The sequence below is a fragment of the Herbaspirillum sp. WKF16 genome (assembly GCF_028993615.1).
In the GTDB taxonomy this organism is placed as follows: domain Bacteria; phylum Pseudomonadota; class Gammaproteobacteria; order Burkholderiales; family Burkholderiaceae_D; genus Herbaspirillum.
On the sequence record NZ_CP118632.1, the window covers coordinates 3,189,172 to 3,205,773 of the forward strand.

A 16,602-nucleotide genomic window follows, 5' to 3' on the forward strand; every position below is an offset into this window, starting at 1 on the left:
CGTGGCTCCAGGCAGAAACGATCACACCTTGACGGCCGGCGCCGAGACGCTGGCCGGCGACGTGATCACGGCCGCCGGTTGCGGTCCGGTGCGCACCCTGTTCCTGCACGGCGCCGGCCACAGCACCCGCCGGCGCCAATGGCCGGTGCGCGAGGCGCTGGCGCTGCGCGGCCATGCCAGTGCCGCCATCGATTTTTCCGGTCACGGGGACAGCAGCGCGCGCGAGCCCAATTCGCTGGCCAAGCGCCTGGCCGAAGCCCAGGCCGCACTCGATCACTTCTGCGCAGACGACGGGCAGCCGCGCACGGTAGTCGGCGTGAGCATGGGCGGCGAGATCGCCATGCGGCTGGCCTGCCGCGGCGCCAATCGCATCGGGCATGTGCTCACCATCGTCGGCGCGATCTACGACAAGGCCGCCTTCACGCTTCCCTTCGGTCCCGATTTCTCGGCCGCGCTGCGGCGCCCCGACAGCTGGCGCGACGCCGAGACGCTGGCGCTGATCAAGACCTATCGCGGCCGTATCACGCTGGTGCGCGCGGTCGAGGACAAGGTCATTCCAAAAGAGATTGCGGAACTGGTGAAGGAACATGCGCAAGCCGCGCAGGACTGCCGCATCATTGATCTGCCCGGCGTCGATCACCGGGTCAGCGAGCGCAGCGCGCAAGACGAGGCCTTGCGCGACCTGCTGGCGCGACTGGCAGCCGGCCAGTGCTGACCGGCGCCCGCGCCCATCTCCCCCGCTCCGCTCTCCATCACCCTGTATTTGCAATGCCTTGAAATGCTCAGGCCGTCACCGACAGCAGCGCTCCGGTCACGCCCTGGCGTGAGATGTCCTGGCTGATGGTATCGGCCAGGTCGGGATTGGCCTGCAGCACTTGCGCCAGTTGCAGCGCATAGCCGGTGTCGATGCCGGCATAACCGCCGTTGATGTCGTACAGGCTGGCCGTCGAGGTAGGCGCCGCCGCCAGGCCCGAGAGCACGCCGGCGTAGAACAGGCCGGACGCCTCGCTGGCGCTGAGGTCGGCATTGGCGGCCGTAGTCGTTGTCGCGGTACTCGTATCGCCGGCCTGCGCCGCCTGGGCCGCCTGCGCATCGGCAGCGTCCTGCGCCGCCTGCGCATCGGCCGTATCCTGCGCCGCCTGGGCGTCGGCCGCGTCTTGCGCCGCCTGCGCGTCGGCGGCATCCTGGGCCGCCTGGGCGTCCGCCGCTTCCTGCGCCGCCGCGTCCTCAGCAGCTTGCTCGGCTGCCGCCTGCGCCTGTTGCTGGGCTTGCGCCTGCGCGGTGGCGATGGTCTGCGCCACGGTGTTGGCCGTATTGAGCGCCACCGCCGTGTTGAGCAGGCCGGCCGGATTGAGCAGGCCCGAGGCATTGTAGGTCAGCGGTTGCTGCGCCAGCAGGTTGGCGTTGGAGAGCGAGACCACCACCGACGCATCGGCGGCCAGGTTGACCGCATTGGTCAGCGCGGCCTGGTTGGCCGAGATGGAAGGATTGCTGGCGTTGGCGTTATTGGCGGCGACCGCCGTGTTGACCGCAGTCGCCGTGAGATAGGCCGACGTCAGCGCATTCAGGTTATTGCTTGTATCGATTGCCATGATCAAGACCTCAACAGTTCGTGGATGTTGACGGCGCATCGGCAACCGGAGTGGATCCGCAGCCTGCGTTTCTGCGCGTTCTTGATCAAAGCCTAGAAAAGATCGCGGACGGCAACAAGCTCGGCCGCGGCCGGATTCTGTAATTAAATGCTACAGGGAGTGAAAAAGAGGGATTGTCCGACAGCGCAATACCGCAGCCGTCACGCCGTGGCGGAGAACAAGGCGCCGACGATGCCTTGCGTGGCGACATCGGAGACGATGCTATCGGTCAGCCCGGGATCGGACTTGAGCAGCGAGGCCAGCTGTGCGGTGAAGCCGGTATCGAGGCCGGTAAATTCTCCCGAGCCGTTATAGACGCCGGCCGTGCCCGCGCTGTTGTCGATGCCGCCCAGTATGCCCTGGTAGAGCGATTGCTCGGCCTGGTCCTGGGTCTGGTCGGGGGAAGCGTTATCGGCAGCGCCGGCATCGACGATGGCGTCGAACACGCCGACGGCGTTGTAGGTCAGCCCGTCCGATCCGATCGAATTGCCGAGACTGACGATGGCCGAGGCGCTGGCCGCCAGCGCGACCGCCTCCTCCACCGCGACAGGATTGTCGCTCGCCGACACCACGCCGCCCGCCCCGCTGACCGCGCCCGAAGGAAGGCCATAGGCGGAGGTGCCGGCGAGTGGATCGAGTGCGGTGTCGAGCGTCATGACGGTGCGCGATGAAAGACAAATCAGGGGAGCGCGCGGGTGTGCGTCCTGTGAAAATTCTAGGAAAGATTCGCAAGCTCGACAAGGTGCGCGTGTCGATTCCCGGGCCTTTCGGCGAACGCCGTTGCCGCCAAACAAAAACGCCCGGCAAGGCGGGCGTTTTTGTCAGCGCTGCGTCAGCGCGATGTCAGGCCGAAGCTCAATGGCCGTCGTCATGCTCGTGCTCGGTCTGCACGATGCTGACCGGCTTACCCTTGAGGCGGCGCCAGGCATACACGCCATACCCCGACAAACCGTAGAGCACGAACAGGCCGAACAGCACCTTGGACGGGTCACTGGAAATCGCCACCAGCCCCACCACCACCAGCAGCGCCGCGATGAACGGCACCGGCTTGCGGAAATTGACGTCCTTGAAGCTGTAGAACGGCACGTTGGTGACCATGGTCACGCCGGCGTACAGCGTGATCACCCAGGCCGCCCAGCTGAGGTCGGTGCCGGCGAAGCGCAGGTCGTCCATCAGCCAGACGAAACCGGCCACCAGCGCGGCCGCGGCCGGGCTGGGCAAGCCCTGGAAGTAGCGCTTGTCGACCACCGCGATGTTGGTGTTGAAGCGCGCCAGGCGCAGCGCGCCGCCGGCGCAGTAGACGAAGGCGGCGAGCCAGCCCAGCTTGCCCATGCCGCGCAACGACCATTCGTAGACCACCAGCGCCGGCGCGGCGCCGAAGGAGACCATGTCGGACAGGCTGTCGTACTGCGCGCCGAATTCGCTCTGGGTATTGGTCATGCGGGCCACGCGGCCGTCCAGGCTGTCCAGCACCATGGCCACGAAGATGGCGATGGAGGCGTAGTCGAACTTCAGGTTCATCGCCATCACGATGGCGTAGAAGCCGCAGAACAGCGCCGCCGTGGTGAACGCATTGGGCAACAGGTAGATGCCGCGCGACCGGCGCCGCGTCACGCCTTGCCCTGACTCATCCAGCTGCGCAGCATAGGCCTTGGGCCCGCGCAGGGATTTCGGGAAAGGAATGCCGCCTTTGGCTTTGCGTCGTCGGAAAGTTGCCATCGATGTTTATTGTTTGATATTGCGGTGAATCCGGCGACCGGTGCGAAGCCCTTTCATGCACGCTTCGCGCCGGCCTTGTTCCGGTGTGATCAGAGTTCGGCCAGAATGGTTTCCGTGGCCGAGACCTTTTCACCGACGGTGACCTTGGGCACCGCGGTCAGCGGCAGGTAGACGTCCACGCGCGAACCGAAGCGGATGAAGCCGTAGCGCTGGCCGCGCGCCAGCGTGTCGCCGGCCTTGACGTAGCACAGGATGCGGCGGGCGATCAGGCCGGCCACCTGCACGCAGGTCACGCTGTGACCCGAGGTGGTGGTGATGGCCAGGGCATTGCGCTCATTCTCCAGCGAGGCCTTGTCGAGGTCGGCATTGACGAACTTGCCGGGGAAATACTGCACGGTCTCGATCTTGCCATCCACCGGCGCACGGTTGGAGTGGACGTTGAACACGTTCATGAACACGCTGATCTTCAGCGCCTCGCGATTGGTATAGGGATCCTGCGCACGCGCCACCACCACGATACGGCCATCCGCTGGCGACAGCACCGCGTTGGGCGCCTGCGGGATCACACGCGGCGGATCGCGGAAGAACTGCAGCACGAACAGCGCGATGATCCAGAACGGAATCGACCAGGCGCCGAACAGCATGGAAACCAGCAGCGCGACGACCACGGCGATGGTCAGGAACGGCCAGCCTTCACGGGCGATAATGGGGTGGGGATAGTGGTTATTGTTCAATGTTGCTCCAATGATCGCGAAAAATTCGAAAGTAAAAGCGTGCCTATTCTAGTCCAGCGCCTGCCAAATGCAATGAAATGCGGCGCTGTATCGCACTGCGGGCGGGTTTTGCGCCGGAATTTACGAGTGTGAGCCGGGGATCGCCGCGAAATGCCTGCCGCAGTGCGTCATCGGTGATCGCGCAGCGGCATTTCGCGGTATTTTCGGCGTATTCCGGACGGTTCTTCGCTCAATTGCGCGCGGACGATTTGATGAACGAGAACTTCAGCTCGTTGCGCGAGAGACCGGCCTTGGCGCCGGTCAGCTGCATGCTGCCGACCATCACCAGCGCGCGCGCATCGGCGTAGTCGAAGCCGGTCACCTCCAGTTGCCGGCGCAGCTCGCCCTGGCTCCTGTCTTCCGGCTTGTCGGCGAGGATGCCGGGTTCTTCCTTCTCCAGCGGCGCGCAGGCCTTGATGTCGCCGACCATCTTCTGGTACGCGCGGCCCAGGTCGGCCGGGGTGGCGAATGTCCAGACGCAGGAATAGCCGTCGGAATTGCCGCTGATGGCGCAGCCTTGCGCGCCGTCGAGCATGTAGTTGGACGCATAGGCGCGCTCGTTGCGCGCCCCCTTCCAGCCGTCGAAATGCGACAGCGCCTGCGTATTGATGGCGCGCATGTCGGCGCAGATGTCGGCATGCGCCAGGTTGATCGACAGCAGGCCGGCTGCCAGGGATACGATGATGTTCTTCATTGCCCGCATGATGGCCCCAAAAACGAAAAGGAGGCCGATTATAGCCTCCCTTCCCTTGCGCCCTCACAGGCGCATCCATTGTCGGCCGCGCTTACTTGAAGCGCACCTTGCCGACCAGGCGCATGCTCACCGTCGATTCGCCCGGTTCGAAGCTGGGCTCGGCCACCGAGATCGATTCGGCCGCCATGTCCGAGCGCATCATGGCCGCCTTGGCCATCGGCGCCGGCGCCGCGGCGACGTAGTTTCCGGAGCCCTCGAAGTCCACGGTCTCCAGCACGGCGTCGGACGGTGCGCGGTGCATCGAGCCGGCGATGAAGCCGATCCGCTCTTCCAGGTTCTTGTAGGTGGCGTCCACCAGCGCCGCATCCAGCTTCTTGGTGGCCGCCGGGCTGAGGCCGAACTGCAGGCCGTTCAGGCTCAGCAGGCTCTGCGCCGACGACACGGTCTTGGGCAGCGCCGCCAGGTTCTGCGTGGTCATGTCCAGATACTGCCCGACCCGCCAGCCCACCACCTGGCGCGCCTTGGCCGGCTGGCGCGGCTGCTGCGGCGTAACCGCCGGCGGCTCGGCGTAGATGGCGTAGGTGTAATAGCCATAGCTCTTCAAGCTGGCCTGCGGATCCTGGCGCTTCAAGGCATCGATGCCCTGCTTCATCTTCTGGTTCACGCGCGAGGCGGCGGCGGCCTTGTCCTTGTCCTGCTCTTCCACCTGCAGCGTCACGCGCGCCTGGTCGTTGGGCACGCTGATCTCGCCATTGGCAGGCACCACGACCATGGCGCCATTGGTTTGCACGACCTGCGCCTGGGCGGCGACAGAGGCAACGGCCAGGGCCGCGCCCAGCATCAGCTTGTGGGTAGGTGTCATGTAGTCCTCGTCTTCTGGTGTTGTTGGAGATGCGCCTGAGCGGCGCGGGGATATCTTGAAATCCCGAACTTCGACGCTGGCTATTCTCGTTTGGTTCTTACCCAAGTGCAACCGGGGGTAACGCCGGATACAAATGGCGTCCGGGCTTCGGCGCCTGGTGTTTGCGTCGTCCCCGCGAAAGCGGGGATCCAGTGACGTTCATTGCGCAACGCCCAGGCCGGTTGAAGCGCAAGCTCAGTCAACGACGCTGGGTCCCCGCTTTCGCAGGGACGACAGGCAGTGAGTTGCCTCGAGCATCTGGCGGCGCAAGCCTCCTCCTCCCCGTCGTCCCCGCGAAAGCGGGGACCCAGCGACGTTCGTCGCACATCGCCGGCGCTTGATGAGACGCCCTCCAAAAAGACGCCAAGCCGCAAAAGAAAAAGGACGCCGAAGCGTCCTTTCCCTTGGGCCTGAACCGATCAGTTCTTGGTCTGGTCCACCAGCTTGTTGGCCTTGATCCAGGGCATCATGGCGCGCAGCTTCTCGCCCACCACTTCGATCTGGTGCTCGGCGTTGATGCGGCGGCGCGACAGCAGCGTCGGCGCGCCGGCCTTGTTTTCCAGGATGAAGCTCTTGGCGTATTCGCCGGTCTGGATGTCGGTCAGCACCTTCTTCATCACCGCCTTGCTTTCCTCGTTGATGATGCGCGGGCCGGTCACGTACTCGCCGTATTCGGCGTTGTTCGAGATCGAGTAGTTCATGTTGGCGATGCCGCCTTCATAGATCAGGTCCACGATCAGCTTCAGCTCGTGCAGGCATTCGAAGTAGGCCATCTCCGGCGCGTAGCCGGCTTCCACCAGCGTTTCGAAGCCGGCCTTGATCAACTCCACCGTGCCGCCGCACAGCACCGCCTGTTCGCCGAACAGGTCGGTCTCGGTTTCTTCGCGGAAGTTGGTTTCGATGATGCCGGCGCGGCCGCCGCCGTTGGCGGTGGCGTACGACAGCGCCACGTCGCGGGCGCTGCCCGACTTGTCCTGGTACACCGCGATCAGGTGCGGCACGCCGCCGCCCTGGCTGTAGGTCGAACGCACGGTGTGGCCGGGCGCCTTCGGGGCGATCATGATCACGTCCAGGTCGGCGCGCGGAACCACCTGGCCGTAGTGAATGTTGAAGCCGTGCGCGAACGCCACGGTGGCGCCTTGCTTGGCGTGCGGCGCCACGTTCTCGGCATACACCTGGCCGATGTTCTCATCCGGCAGCAGGATCATGATGACGTCGGCTTCCTTCACCGCGTCGTTGACTTCAGCCACCTTCAGGCCGGCCTTCTCGGCCTTGCTCCACGAGGCGCCACCCTTACGCAGGCCGACGGTGACCTTGCAGCCCGAGTCCTTCAGGTTCAGCGCGTGCGCGTGGCCTTGCGAGCCGTAACCGATGATGGTCACGTTCTTGTTCTTGATCAGGGACAGGTCTGCGTCTTTGTCGTAAAAAACTTTCATGATTTTTCCTATGTTCCGAATAACTTGATTTGAATGTGTGTGTGACTGTGTCTTGCTGCGGCCGCTCAGATCTTCAGGATCCGTTCGCCGCGACCGATGCCGGAGCCGCCTGTGCGGACCGTTTCCAGGATGGCGGCGCGATCGATGGAATCGATGAACGCATCCAGCTTGCTCTTGTTGCCGGTCAGCTCGATCGTGTAGGTCTTTTCGGTGACGTCGATGATGCGGCCGCGGAAGATGTCCGCGGTGCGCTTCATCTCTTCACGCTCCTTGCCCACTGCGCGCACCTTGATCAGCATCAGTTCGCGCTCGATGTGCGCGCCTTCCGTCAGATCGACGACCTTCACCACCTCGATCAGGCGGTTCAGGTGTTTGGTGATCTGTTCGATCACATCGTCCGAGCCGGAAGTCACGATGGTCATGCGCGACAGGGTCGGGTCTTCGGTGGGTGCAACGGTGAGCGTTTCGATGTTGTAGCCGCGTGCGGAGAACAGGCCCACGACGCGGGACAATGCGCCGGCTTCGTTTTCCAGCAGCACAGAAATGATATGGCGCATGATTAAAGATCCTCCGAACCCAGCAACATTTCAGTCAAACCCTTGCCCGCCTTGACCATCGGCCAGACGTTCTCGGTTTGATCCGTGATGAAGTTCATGAAGACCAGCCTGTCTTTCATTGCGAAGGCTTCTTTCAGCGCGCCGTCGACGTCGCCCGGCTTCTCGATTTTCATGCCGACGTGGCCATAGGATTCGGCCAGCTTGTTGAAGTCGGGCAGCGAATCCATGTAGGACTCGGAATAGCGGGAACCGTAATCGATCTGCTGCCACTGGCGCACCATGCCCAGGAAGCGGTTGTTGAGCAGAATGATCTTGGGCGTGAGGTGATACTGCTTGCAGGTCGCCAGCTCCTGGATGCACATCTGGATCGAGGCTTCGCCGGTGATGCAGGCCACGGTGGCGTCGGGGTTGGCCATCTGCACGCCCATGGCGTACGGCAGGCCCACGCCCATGGTGCCCAGGCCGCCGGAGTTGATCCAGCGGCGCGGCTTGTCGAAACCGTAGTATTGCGCGGCCCACATCTGGTGCTGGCCGACGTCGGAGGTGATGAAGGCGTCGCCCTTGGTGACTTCCCAGACCTTCTGGACCACCGCCTGCGGCTTGATGAATTCGTCCGAGGTGGCGAACTTCAGGCAGTCGCGCTTGCGCCATTCGTTGATCTGCTTCCACCAGTTGTCCAGCGCGGCGCCGTTCTGGCGGGTTTCTGCGGAGTCCAGCTGGGTCAGCAGTTCCTGCAGCACGTCCTTGACGTTGCCCACGATGGGGATGTCGACCTTCACGCGCTTGGAGATCGACGACGGATCGATGTCGATATGGATGATCTTGCGCGCGCTGGAGGCGAAGTGCTTGGGATTGCCGATCACGCGGTCGTCGAAGCGCGCGCCGATGGCGATGAGCACGTCGCTGTGCTGCATGGCCATGTTGGCTTCATAAGTGCCGTGCATGCCGGGCATGCCGACGAACTTGTCGCTGGACGAGCGATAGGCGCCCAGGCCCATGAGCGTATTGGTACAGGGATAGCCCAGGCGGTCGACCAGCTTGTTGAGCTCGGGCGCGGCGTTGGCCAGGATGATGCCGCCGCCGGTATAGATCATGGGGCGCTCGGCCGACAGCAGCAGCTGCAGCGCCTTGCGGATCTGGCCCGAGTGGCCCTTGTCGACCGGCTTGTACGAACGCATCTCCACGCTTTTCGGATACTCGAAGGCGCAGGTATGCATCGTGATGTCCTTGGGAATGTCCACCAGCACCGGACCGGGACGGCCGGTGGTGGCGATGAAGAAGGCCTTCTTGACCGTTTCGGCCAGGTCCTTCACATCCTTCACCAGGAAATTGTGCTTCACGCAGGGACGCGTGATGCCGACGGTGTCGCACTCCTGGAACGCATCCTGGCCGATGGCGGTCGACGGCACCTGGCCGGAGATCACCACCATCGGGATGGAATCCATATAGGCCGTGGCCAGGCCGGTCACCGCATTGGTGACGCCGGGGCCGGACGTGACGATGGCCACGCCGACCTTCTGCGAGCTGCGCGAATACGCATCCGCGGCATGCACGGCAGCCTGTTCGTGACGAACCAGGATGTGCTGGAATTTGTCTTGTTTGAAGATTGCGTCGTAGATATAGAGGACGGCGCCACCAGGATAGCCGAAGACGTGTTCAACACCTTCTTCAGCCAGGCAACGGACGAGTATATCCGCGCCGGTGATTTGCTCAGCACTCATGCTGCTTCCTTTCAAGGTCCATTGGAAATTGATCGGATGCTCTCTCCTGACGGAATTCGTATTGGTCGACTTGCCGGCGGCGTCCCTTTTTTGTGCGGTCACGCCATTTCTGCGCCCCAACCGTAGTGAGGTTCGAAATGCCGCTCAACGCGACTCGTTCAGCCTTGGTACAAGTGGACTTCTACAGATTCCTCGCGCTTGTGGCACGGGTTAGAACAAACAAGCTTTAAATCTTAAAGCGGCGTCTCCGGACCGGCACGACCTTATGTGAAGCACCGGCGAAGACCATAAACGCCCCAAGTGTGGGAGGCGGGAATCAGGACAGTAATGCGTTGCATCATTTTGGTCAAGCGAAATCCGCCGAAAAGCTTGTCGCCACTCGCGTTCGCTGTGCATTTCAGGATAAACACCACGACAAGCAAGGTCATTTTTGCTAGGATTCGCTCTGATTTTTGACATTTTTTTGCGTTTTCCCGCATTTGCGGCCGGAACATGGCGGAGATCCTGCCCCAATGAACCCCGGCTACCCTCCCGGCACCCGTATTGCATGGCAACTGACAAAGAACTCTCCGACTTTCTTGAAAGTGTCGAACGCCGCGCCTTCAAGCAGGCGGTGTATGCCGTACGCAAGGACGAAGCCGCGCTGGACATCGTTCAGGATGCCATGATCAAGCTTGCCGAGAAGTACGGCGACAAGCCCGTGGCCGAACTGCCGATGCTGTTCCAGCGCATCCTGCAAAACACCATCCACGATTTCTTCCGGCGCGAAAAGGTGCGCAATACCTGGGTCAGCCTGTTCTCCAGCTTCGGCGGGGGCGACGGCGAAGGCCAGGACGATTTCGACGTGCTGGAGAGCTTCGAGTCGGCGGACGGTTCAGAGGCCGCCGAATCCAGCGCCGACAAGGTCGAGCGCGAACAGACCCTCAAGCTGATCGATGCCGAAATACAAAAACTGCCGACGCGTCAACGGGAAGCATTCCTGATGCGTTACTGGCAGGACATGGACGTGGCGGAGACTGCCGCCGCCATGGGTTGCTCCGAAGGAAGCGTCAAAACCCATTGCTCTCGCGCAACTCACGCGCTGGCTCAAGCTCTAAGAGCCAAAGGAATCACATTATGAACAACAAGGAAATGCAATTCGCCTATAAGGTGAAGCTGGCGCTCGACGCCGGCCTGGACGACCTGTCCGACGATACCCTGCACAACCTGGCGGCGGCCCGCCGGGTGGCGCTCGCCCGCAAGAAGATCGTGCCGATGACGGTGCGCGTCGAGCAGCCGGCGTTCGCCGGCGCGTTCAACAACGGCGGCACGCTGACCTCAAGCGGTCCGTCCTGGCTCGGCCGCCTGGGCGTGGCCGTGCCGCTCCTGGCCGGCATCATCCTGTTCGCCGGCATCTACCAGCACGAGAACACCAAGCGCGTGGCCGACCTGGCCGAGATCGACGCCGCCGTGCTGTCCGATGAACTGCCGCTGTCCGCCTACCTGGATCACGGCTTCAATGCTTTCCTCGCTGAAAAGGGCGAATGACACGATGCGCAAGACCACCGGCTTCCCCACCAAAGCTCCCGCCCGTCTCGCGCGCATTGCGCTGGCGCTGGCTACGCTGGCCGGTGCCCTGACCTGCGCATGGTCGACGGCGCAGAACGCCCCGGCCGTCCAGCCGCCGGCCCCCGCAGCCGCGCCTGCGGCAGCGGCGACGCCAGCCAAGCCGGCCCTCAGCGCCAAGGCAGTTGCCAGGAAACCCGACAACAAGCTGGCCTGGGCCAGCCTGTCCCCGACCCAGCAGCAAGCCCTGGAGCCGCTCGCCGTCGAATGGTCCAAGATGAGCGACGTGCAGAAGGAAAAATGGCTGGTCATCGGCAAGAAATACGCGCAGATGAAGCCCGAAGAGCAGCAGCGACTGCATGAACGCATGCGCGACTGGGTCAAGCTGACCCCGGCGCAGCGCAGCGCGGCGCGCACCAACTACGCGCGCGCCAAGAAGCTCGACACCGAAGAAAAGAACGAGCAGTGGAACAAGTACCAGCAGCTTTCCGCTGAACAGAAGAAGAAGCTGGCGCAAGCCAAGCTGCCCAAGCGCGTGGCCAAGCTGCCGTCGGCGCCGGCCAACGCCGCGCCCGTCATCCAGCTGCCGGCCGAGGCGCTGGATCGCCCGCTGCCCGCAGCGCCGGCCATCTCGCCTGCCGCACCGGCCACGGCGCCGGGTTCGCAAGCCGCGCCGGTGCCGGTGGCGCTGCAGCTTGCCCCGGCCACTGCGAGCGCCGCCGCGCCGGTCGCCGCCACCATCGCCGACAGCAAGTAAGCCCTCTTCCCCATCCTCCTGGCGGCGAGCCCGCCGCCGAGCGCCGTCCCTCTGTCGTCCACCATGCCGCATCGCGCAGCGAGGCTTGCTCCCCTGCCGTTTGCGCTCGGTCAAGCCGCGCCGTAGGCAAGCCGCGCCGATTGCTTTAACATCTGCAAGCCCAAGGGCGGGCGTTCGCCGCCACGCGGCCCTCGGGCCAAGACCACAACCCTACCCATACGAGACCATGCCGGATCTGACCACGCCTTCGCTGCGCCGCCGCCTCAGCAGCATGCTGTATGAATCGATGCTGCTGTTCGGTGTGCTGTTCATGTCGGGCTGGCTGTTTTCCACACTGCTGCAGCAGCGCCACGCGCTTTACCTGCGCCACGCGATGGAAGCCTGGCTGTTCCTGGTGCTGGCCGTGTACTTCATCTGGTTCTGGACCCACGGCGGGCAGACCCTGGCGATGAAGACCTGGCGCTTCAAGCTGGTGGATAGCAACGGCCGGCCGGTCGGCCTGTGGCGCGCCGCGATCCGCTACCTGCTGGCCTGGCTGTGGGTGCTGCCGGGCCTGGCGTTGGCCTCGGCCGTGCATGGGCAACAGTGGATGCTGCTGCTGATCCCCGCCGCCAACATCCTGCTATGGGCGCTGGCCATCCGGCTCGACCCGCAACGCCAGTTCCTGCACGACCGCATTGCCGGCACGCGCCTGGTCGATGCGGTGCCGGCGGCCAAAGCCCGAAAACAGGATCCCGCCCCCGTCGGCAACGCGCAGTAAATTCTGGCGAAACGCCTTCATCAGACCGTCACAGGGCTCTGCTATGCTCCCGGGCAGCCGCATGCCTGCGCATGCCCGCCCACCTGACCGCATCGGACCCGGCCACGCATGATTTCCCGCATTTCCAGAACCCTGCTCCTGATCCAGCTCGGCATCGCGGTCCTGTTCTGCTTGTTGTTGCGGCATTTCGGCTGGCCCTTGCCGCTGGCGGCGCTGGGCGGCCTGTGCATCGTGCTGCTGCTGCGGGCGCAGATCACCGCCAACAGCTTTTTCCTCACCTGGCCCTATCGCGGCCGCACCGCCAACCCGGTCGACATAACCTGGCTGCAGATCGCCACGCTGTTCGCGCGCGAGTTCCGCGCGACCATGCTGTGCTCTTCCTGGGCCATGCCCTTCCTGCGCTTCGACCAGTTCACCTATCCCGACACCACCTCGCTGCCGGTGCTGCTGATCCACGGCTACGGCTGCAACAGCGGCTATTGGCGCTGGATGAGCCTGGAACTGCGCGCGGCCCACATCACCCACTACGCGCTGGACATGGAGCCGGTATTCGGCAGCATCGACGGCTATGCGCCGCTGGTGGACGCGGCGGTGAGGCGAGTGCTCGAAGAAACAGGCCAGAAGAAGATCGTCATCCTCGCCCACAGCATGGGCGGTTTGGCCGCGCGCGCCTACCTGCGCGACCACGGATCGGACCGGGTGGCCAAGGTCATCACGCTGGGCTCGCCGCACCACGGCACGGCGATCGCCAACTTCGGCATCGGCATCAACTGCGGCGAGATGAACTGGCTGGGCCGCTACGAGGAAGGCCGCAGCAGCGAATGGCTGCAAAAGCTGGCCGCCACGGAAGAAGCCGACGCGCTGGCCAACATCGTCTCGATCTACTCCCAGCACGACAACATCATTTCGCCGCAAAGCTCGGCCCACCTGGAGGGCGCCTGGAACGTTCCGGTCATCGGCATCGGCCACGTGGCGCTGGCGCTGGAGCCGTCGATACAGAAGATGGTGATCGACATCATCCACAACGTACGCGAATGACGATCCCGGCGCCGGAAACGAAAAAGCCTCCTGACGGAGGCTTTTTGCCGATGGCGGCACGCGCCTTACTTCTTGGATGCGTCCTGGATCTTCTGCCCGGCCTCTTCCATCTTCTCACCTGCCTTTTGCGTCAGCTCCTTGGCGCCTTCCCTGGTCTTCTCGTAGGCTTCCTTGGCGTCGGCCTTGGCCTTGTCCATCGCGTCGCCCAGCTTGCCGCCGGTGTCCGAGGATTGCTCCTTGGCCTTTCCGGTAGCCTGCTCGATCTGCTTGCCGGCCTCCTGGACGGCGCCGTCGATCTTCTTGCCCAGCGCCTCGGCCGGGCCGGACTCTTCCTTCTTCTCGCACGCAGCCAGCAGGGCGGCGGCGGCCGCAGCCATCACGAGGCCGGCCAGCAGTTTGGACATCTTGTTCATGTTGTCATCCTTTCCTGAAAAACGGTTACGGGTACTGAGGGCACGGCGAAGATAGCACAGCCGTGGCGCAACATTCCCTGCGTGCAAAAAGCGTTACAAAAATCGCCGCCCTTCGATCCGGGTCAGCGCGCGACGTCCTTGAACATCAGCAATTCCTCATCCGAGAATCCGGCCTTGCGACGCGCCTCCAGGTTGAACGGCCCGCGCAGCGGCGGCGCCTTGTAGCGCACGCACAGTTCGGCGAAGGTCGTCATCGGATCGAGGCCGCGCTGCTCGCACAGCCAGTTGAACCAGCGGTTGCCGATCAGCACATGGCCGATTTCGTCGCGCATGATGATGTCGAGGATCTCGGCGGCCGCGACGTCGCCGGCCTGCGCCAGCTTGGCGCGCACGGGCGGCGCCGCGTCCAGCCCGCGCGCTTCCAGCGTGCGCGGCACCAGGGCGATGCGCCCCAGCACGTCAGCCTTGGTGGTCTCGGCCATTTCCCACAGGCTGTTGTGGGCGCTGAAGTCGCCATAGGCGTAACCCAGCGTCCGCAGGTGCGCCGCCAGCAGCGAGAAGTGATACGCCTCCTCGGCCGCCACCTGCAGCCAGTCGGAGTAGAACTCGCGCGGCATGCCGGGGAAGCGCCAGAGCGCGTCCAGCGCCAGGTTGATGGCATTGAATTCGATATGCGCCAGCGCGTGGATCAGCGCCGCCCGCCCTTCCGGCGTGGCCATGGAGCGCAGCTTCACCTGCAGCGGCGACACCAGCTCGGGCCTGGCCGGACGGCCGGGGATCCCGGCCTCGGGCTCGCGCGCGGCCAGGTCGTCGCGCTCCAGCGCCAGGCTGCCGGCCTGCCAGGCGGCGCGCAAGGCGGCGACCGCCGCGCACTTGGCCGGCGCCGCGGTTTCCCGCAGGCAAGCCAGGGCCCCGGCGCGCAGGCCGGCAAATGAAAAGTCTTCAACTGGGGATGAGGCGTGATCCAAGGATGCTTCTTTCAAGGGACGGTAAAATACGCGGTTGATGACGCCGGCATTGCCACCATATAGGTGAGCAAGCGACACGGGCGGGTTCGCAACAAGCCGCACAAGGAGACAATTTTATTATGGCAATCTATCAGTTGGAGCAGGACGTCCCGGAAATCCACGACACCGCCTTCGTGGCCGAGTCGTCCACCGTGGTCGGCAAGGTGAAGATGGAAGCGCATTCCAGCGTCTGGTTCAACGTCGCCATCCGCGGCGACAACGAGCTGATCACCATCGGCGAGAACAGCAACGTGCAGGAAGGCGCTGTCTTGCATACCGACATCGGCTACCCGATGGTCATCGGCAAGAACGTTACCGTGGGTCACCAGGCCATGCTGCACGGCTGCACCATCGGCGAAGGCGCGCTCATCGGCATCCAGGCGGTGGTGCTCAACGGCGCGAAGATCGGCAAGAACTGCCTGGTCGGCGCCGGCGCGCTGGTGACCGAAGGCAAGGAGTTCCCCGATAACTCGCTGATCATCGGCGCGCCCGCCAAGGCTGTGCGCCAACTGAGTGAAGAAGACATCGCGCGCATGCACGCCGGCACCGACAGCTACGTGCTGCGCGCGCAACAATTCAAGGCCAAGCTCAAGCGCATCGCCTGAGCGGCCGGGCAAAAGGAAACGATGAAAGACACGCTGCAAAAATTCCTGGTCGACAACGCTCCCGTGCGCGGTGAGCTGGTCGAGATCTCCGATACCTGGCAACAGGTGCAGGCGCGCCGCGACTATCCCGTCGCGGTCAAGACGCTGCTGGGCGAAATGCTGGCGGCGGCGGCGCTGCTGTCGGCCAACCTCAAGTTCAACGGCATGATCGTCATGCAGATCCACGGCGACGGCCCGATCAAGCTGCTGGTGGTGGAATGCGATTCCGAGCTGCAGCTGCGCGCCACGGCCAAGCTGGCCGACGGCGCGGTCATCGCCGACGACGCCACGCTGACCGCGCTGGTCAACGCCCACGGCCACGGCCGTTTCGTGATCACGCTCGATCCCAAGGAAAAGCTCCCCGGCCAGCAGCCCTACCAGGGCATCGTGCCGCTGGACGGCGACAGCGTGGCCACCGTGATCGAGAACTACATGCTGCGCTCCGAGCAGCTCGACACCAAGCTGTGGCTGGCGGCCGACGACAAGGTGTCGCGCGGCCTGCTGCTGCAGAAGCTGCCGGGCGAAGGCGGCATCAACGCGCCCACCGCCAAGGCCGAAGGCGGCGACATCGATACCTGGGAGCACTTCGTCATGCTGGGCAACACCCTGCGCCGCGAGGAGCTGCTCTCCACCGACATCGCCACGCTGATGCATCGCCTGTTCTGGGAAGAAACCATCCGCGTCTTCGATCCGGCGCATCCGAGCTTCCATTGCTCCTGCTCGCGCGAGAAGGTCGGCAACATGCTCAAGATGCTGGGCCGCGAGGAGGTGGAAGACGCGCTGAGCCAGATGGACAAGCTGGGCATCGACTGCGACTTCTGCGGCCAGCACTACGAGTTCGACGCCGTCGACTGCGCCCTCTTGTTCGCCGCCGACGCGGCCAGCAGCACCGACGTGGGCGACGTGCGTCACTGAAGTTTTCGCTGCGCAAAATAAAAACGCCATGGCAAATGCGGTGGCGTTTTTTATTGGCAGCGGATCATCACTGACGACACTGGGTCCCGGC

At 64.1% G+C, this 16,602-nt stretch carries 19 protein-coding genes; 8 read left to right on the plus strand and 11 right to left on the minus strand.

The window, feature by feature from the left end:
• Position 1: 1 nt before the first annotated feature.
• Positions 2–715, plus strand: coding sequence for an alpha/beta hydrolase (locus Herbaro_RS14450; protein ID WP_275010316.1), 714 nt, complete (start codon positions 2–4; stop codon positions 713–715).
• 67 nt (positions 716–782) lie between these two features.
• On the opposite strand, the gene Herbaro_RS14455 is transcribed toward Herbaro_RS14450, so the two are convergent.
• From Herbaro_RS14455 to Herbaro_RS14495, 9 genes are all read right to left on the minus strand, one after another.
• On the minus strand, positions 783–1,592 hold the full coding sequence (locus Herbaro_RS14455; RefSeq protein WP_275010317.1) for a hypothetical protein: 810 nt from the start codon (positions 1,590–1,592) through the stop codon (positions 783–785).
• A gap of 200 nt (positions 1,593–1,792) precedes the next feature.
• Positions 1,793–2,287, minus strand: a complete 495-nt coding sequence (locus Herbaro_RS14460) for a hypothetical protein (RefSeq protein ID WP_275010318.1) — start codon at positions 2,285–2,287, stop codon at positions 1,793–1,795.
• Positions 2,288–2,486: 199 nt separating this feature from the next.
• On the minus strand, positions 2,487–3,350 hold the full coding sequence (gene pssA, locus Herbaro_RS14465) for a CDP-diacylglycerol--serine O-phosphatidyltransferase (RefSeq protein WP_275010319.1): 864 nt from the start codon (positions 3,348–3,350) through the stop codon (positions 2,487–2,489).
• An 89-nt stretch (positions 3,351–3,439) separates the two neighbouring features.
• Positions 3,440–4,084, minus strand: coding sequence for a phosphatidylserine decarboxylase (locus tag Herbaro_RS14470; RefSeq protein WP_275010320.1), 645 nt, complete (start codon positions 4,082–4,084; stop codon positions 3,440–3,442).
• Positions 4,085–4,313: 229 nt separating this feature from the next.
• Positions 4,314–4,817 (minus strand): vesicle formation protein, encoded by a 504-nt coding sequence (locus Herbaro_RS14475; protein WP_275010321.1) that lies wholly within the window; start codon positions 4,815–4,817, stop codon positions 4,314–4,316.
• 91 nt (positions 4,818–4,908) lie between these two features.
• Entirely contained in the window at positions 4,909–5,679 is a 771-nt protein-coding gene (locus Herbaro_RS14480) for an SIMPL domain-containing protein (RefSeq protein ID WP_275010322.1), read from the minus strand.
• A gap of 458 nt (positions 5,680–6,137) precedes the next feature.
• The gene (ilvC, locus tag Herbaro_RS14485; RefSeq protein WP_275010323.1) at positions 6,138–7,154 is read right to left on the minus strand and encodes a ketol-acid reductoisomerase; all 1,017 of its coding nucleotides are present in this window, start codon (positions 7,152–7,154) and stop codon (positions 6,138–6,140) included.
• 65 nt (positions 7,155–7,219) lie between these two features.
• A complete protein-coding gene (ilvN, locus tag Herbaro_RS14490; protein ID WP_275010324.1) occupies positions 7,220–7,711 on the minus strand; it encodes an acetolactate synthase small subunit in 492 nt (163 codons plus the stop codon).
• 2 nt (positions 7,712–7,713) lie between these two features.
• Positions 7,714–9,432 (minus strand): acetolactate synthase 3 catalytic subunit, encoded by a 1,719-nt coding sequence (locus Herbaro_RS14495; RefSeq protein WP_275010325.1) that lies wholly within the window; start codon positions 9,430–9,432, stop codon positions 7,714–7,716.
• 547 nt (positions 9,433–9,979) lie between these two features.
• Here Herbaro_RS14495 and Herbaro_RS14500 point away from each other — a divergent pair.
• The 5 genes from Herbaro_RS14500 to Herbaro_RS14520 all read left to right on the plus strand — a co-directional run bounded on the left by Herbaro_RS14500 (position 9,980) and on the right by Herbaro_RS14520 (position 13,532).
• Positions 9,980–10,552, plus strand: coding sequence for an RNA polymerase sigma factor (locus Herbaro_RS14500; protein ID WP_275010326.1), 573 nt, complete (start codon positions 9,980–9,982; stop codon positions 10,550–10,552).
• Complete coding sequence (locus Herbaro_RS14505; protein ID WP_275010327.1) at positions 10,549–10,959, plus strand: DUF3619 family protein; 411 nt, start codon at positions 10,549–10,551, stop codon at positions 10,957–10,959. Before Herbaro_RS14500 ends, Herbaro_RS14505 begins: the two co-directional genes overlap by 4 nt.
• Positions 10,960–10,963: 4 nt before the next feature.
• Positions 10,964–11,734, plus strand: coding sequence for a DUF3106 domain-containing protein (locus tag Herbaro_RS14510; RefSeq protein WP_275010328.1), 771 nt, complete (start codon positions 10,964–10,966; stop codon positions 11,732–11,734).
• Between the two features lie 226 nt (positions 11,735–11,960).
• Positions 11,961–12,494: an RDD family protein gene (locus Herbaro_RS14515; RefSeq protein ID WP_275010329.1), complete on the plus strand. Its 534-nt coding sequence runs from the start codon at positions 11,961–11,963 to the stop codon at positions 12,492–12,494.
• Positions 12,495–12,602: 108 nt separating this feature from the next.
• Positions 12,603–13,532, plus strand: coding sequence for a lipase family alpha/beta hydrolase (locus Herbaro_RS14520; protein WP_275010330.1), 930 nt, complete (start codon positions 12,603–12,605; stop codon positions 13,530–13,532).
• Positions 13,533–13,597: 65 nt separating this feature from the next.
• Here the strand turns inward: Herbaro_RS14520 and Herbaro_RS14525 are convergent, their stop codons facing one another.
• The gene (locus Herbaro_RS14525; RefSeq protein WP_275010331.1) at positions 13,598–13,945 is read right to left on the minus strand and encodes a hypothetical protein; all 348 of its coding nucleotides are present in this window, start codon (positions 13,943–13,945) and stop codon (positions 13,598–13,600) included.
• 122 nt (positions 13,946–14,067) lie between these two features.
• Entirely contained in the window at positions 14,068–14,913 is an 846-nt protein-coding gene (locus Herbaro_RS14530) for a ferritin-like domain-containing protein (RefSeq protein ID WP_275010332.1), read from the minus strand.
• Between the two features lie 119 nt (positions 14,914–15,032).
• On the opposite strand from Herbaro_RS14530, the gene Herbaro_RS14535 reads away from it, so the two are divergent.
• Both Herbaro_RS14535 and hslO read left to right on the plus strand, forming a co-directional pair.
• Positions 15,033–15,557: a gamma carbonic anhydrase family protein gene (locus Herbaro_RS14535; RefSeq protein ID WP_275010333.1), complete on the plus strand. Its 525-nt coding sequence runs from the start codon at positions 15,033–15,035 to the stop codon at positions 15,555–15,557.
• A gap of 21 nt (positions 15,558–15,578) precedes the next feature.
• Positions 15,579–16,511, plus strand: a complete 933-nt coding sequence (gene hslO, locus Herbaro_RS14540; RefSeq protein ID WP_275010334.1) for an Hsp33 family molecular chaperone HslO — start codon at positions 15,579–15,581, stop codon at positions 16,509–16,511.
• The last annotated feature ends 91 nt before the right edge of the window (positions 16,512–16,602 follow it).

Excerpts from the sequence above, each read along its gene's own strand:
- Herbaro_RS14455 (WP_275010317.1), bottom strand. The coding sequence starts at position 1,592 with ATGGCAATCGATACAAGCAATAACCTGAATGCGCTGACGTCGGCCTAT.
- Herbaro_RS14460 (WP_275010318.1), bottom strand. The coding sequence starts at position 2,287 with ATGACGCTCGACACCGCACTCGATCCACTCGCCGGCACCTCCGCCTAT.
- pssA (WP_275010319.1), bottom strand. The coding sequence starts at position 3,350 with ATGGCAACTTTCCGACGACGCAAAGCCAAAGGCGGCATTCCTTTCCCG.
- Herbaro_RS14475 (WP_275010321.1), bottom strand. The coding sequence starts at position 4,817 with ATGAAGAACATCATCGTATCCCTGGCAGCCGGCCTGCTGTCGATCAAC.
- Herbaro_RS14480 (WP_275010322.1), bottom strand. The coding sequence starts at position 5,679 with ATGACACCTACCCACAAGCTGATGCTGGGCGCGGCCCTGGCCGTTGCC.
- ilvC (WP_275010323.1), bottom strand. The coding sequence starts at position 7,154 with ATGAAAGTTTTTTACGACAAAGACGCAGACCTGTCCCTGATCAAGAAC.
- ilvN (WP_275010324.1), bottom strand. The coding sequence starts at position 7,711 with ATGCGCCATATCATTTCTGTGCTGCTGGAAAACGAAGCCGGCGCATTG.
- Herbaro_RS14495 (WP_275010325.1), bottom strand. The coding sequence starts at position 9,432 with ATGAGTGCTGAGCAAATCACCGGCGCGGATATACTCGTCCGTTGCCTG.
- Herbaro_RS14500 (WP_275010326.1), top strand. The coding sequence starts at position 9,980 with ATGGCAACTGACAAAGAACTCTCCGACTTTCTTGAAAGTGTCGAACGC.
- Herbaro_RS14505 (WP_275010327.1), top strand. The coding sequence starts at position 10,549 with ATGAACAACAAGGAAATGCAATTCGCCTATAAGGTGAAGCTGGCGCTC.
- Herbaro_RS14510 (WP_275010328.1), top strand. The coding sequence starts at position 10,964 with ATGCGCAAGACCACCGGCTTCCCCACCAAAGCTCCCGCCCGTCTCGCG.
- Herbaro_RS14515 (WP_275010329.1), top strand. The coding sequence starts at position 11,961 with ATGCCGGATCTGACCACGCCTTCGCTGCGCCGCCGCCTCAGCAGCATG.
- Herbaro_RS14520 (WP_275010330.1), top strand. The coding sequence starts at position 12,603 with ATGATTTCCCGCATTTCCAGAACCCTGCTCCTGATCCAGCTCGGCATC.
- Herbaro_RS14525 (WP_275010331.1), bottom strand. The coding sequence starts at position 13,945 with ATGAACAAGATGTCCAAACTGCTGGCCGGCCTCGTGATGGCTGCGGCC.
- Herbaro_RS14535 (WP_275010333.1), top strand. The coding sequence starts at position 15,033 with ATGGCAATCTATCAGTTGGAGCAGGACGTCCCGGAAATCCACGACACC.
- hslO (WP_275010334.1), top strand. The coding sequence starts at position 15,579 with ATGAAAGACACGCTGCAAAAATTCCTGGTCGACAACGCTCCCGTGCGC.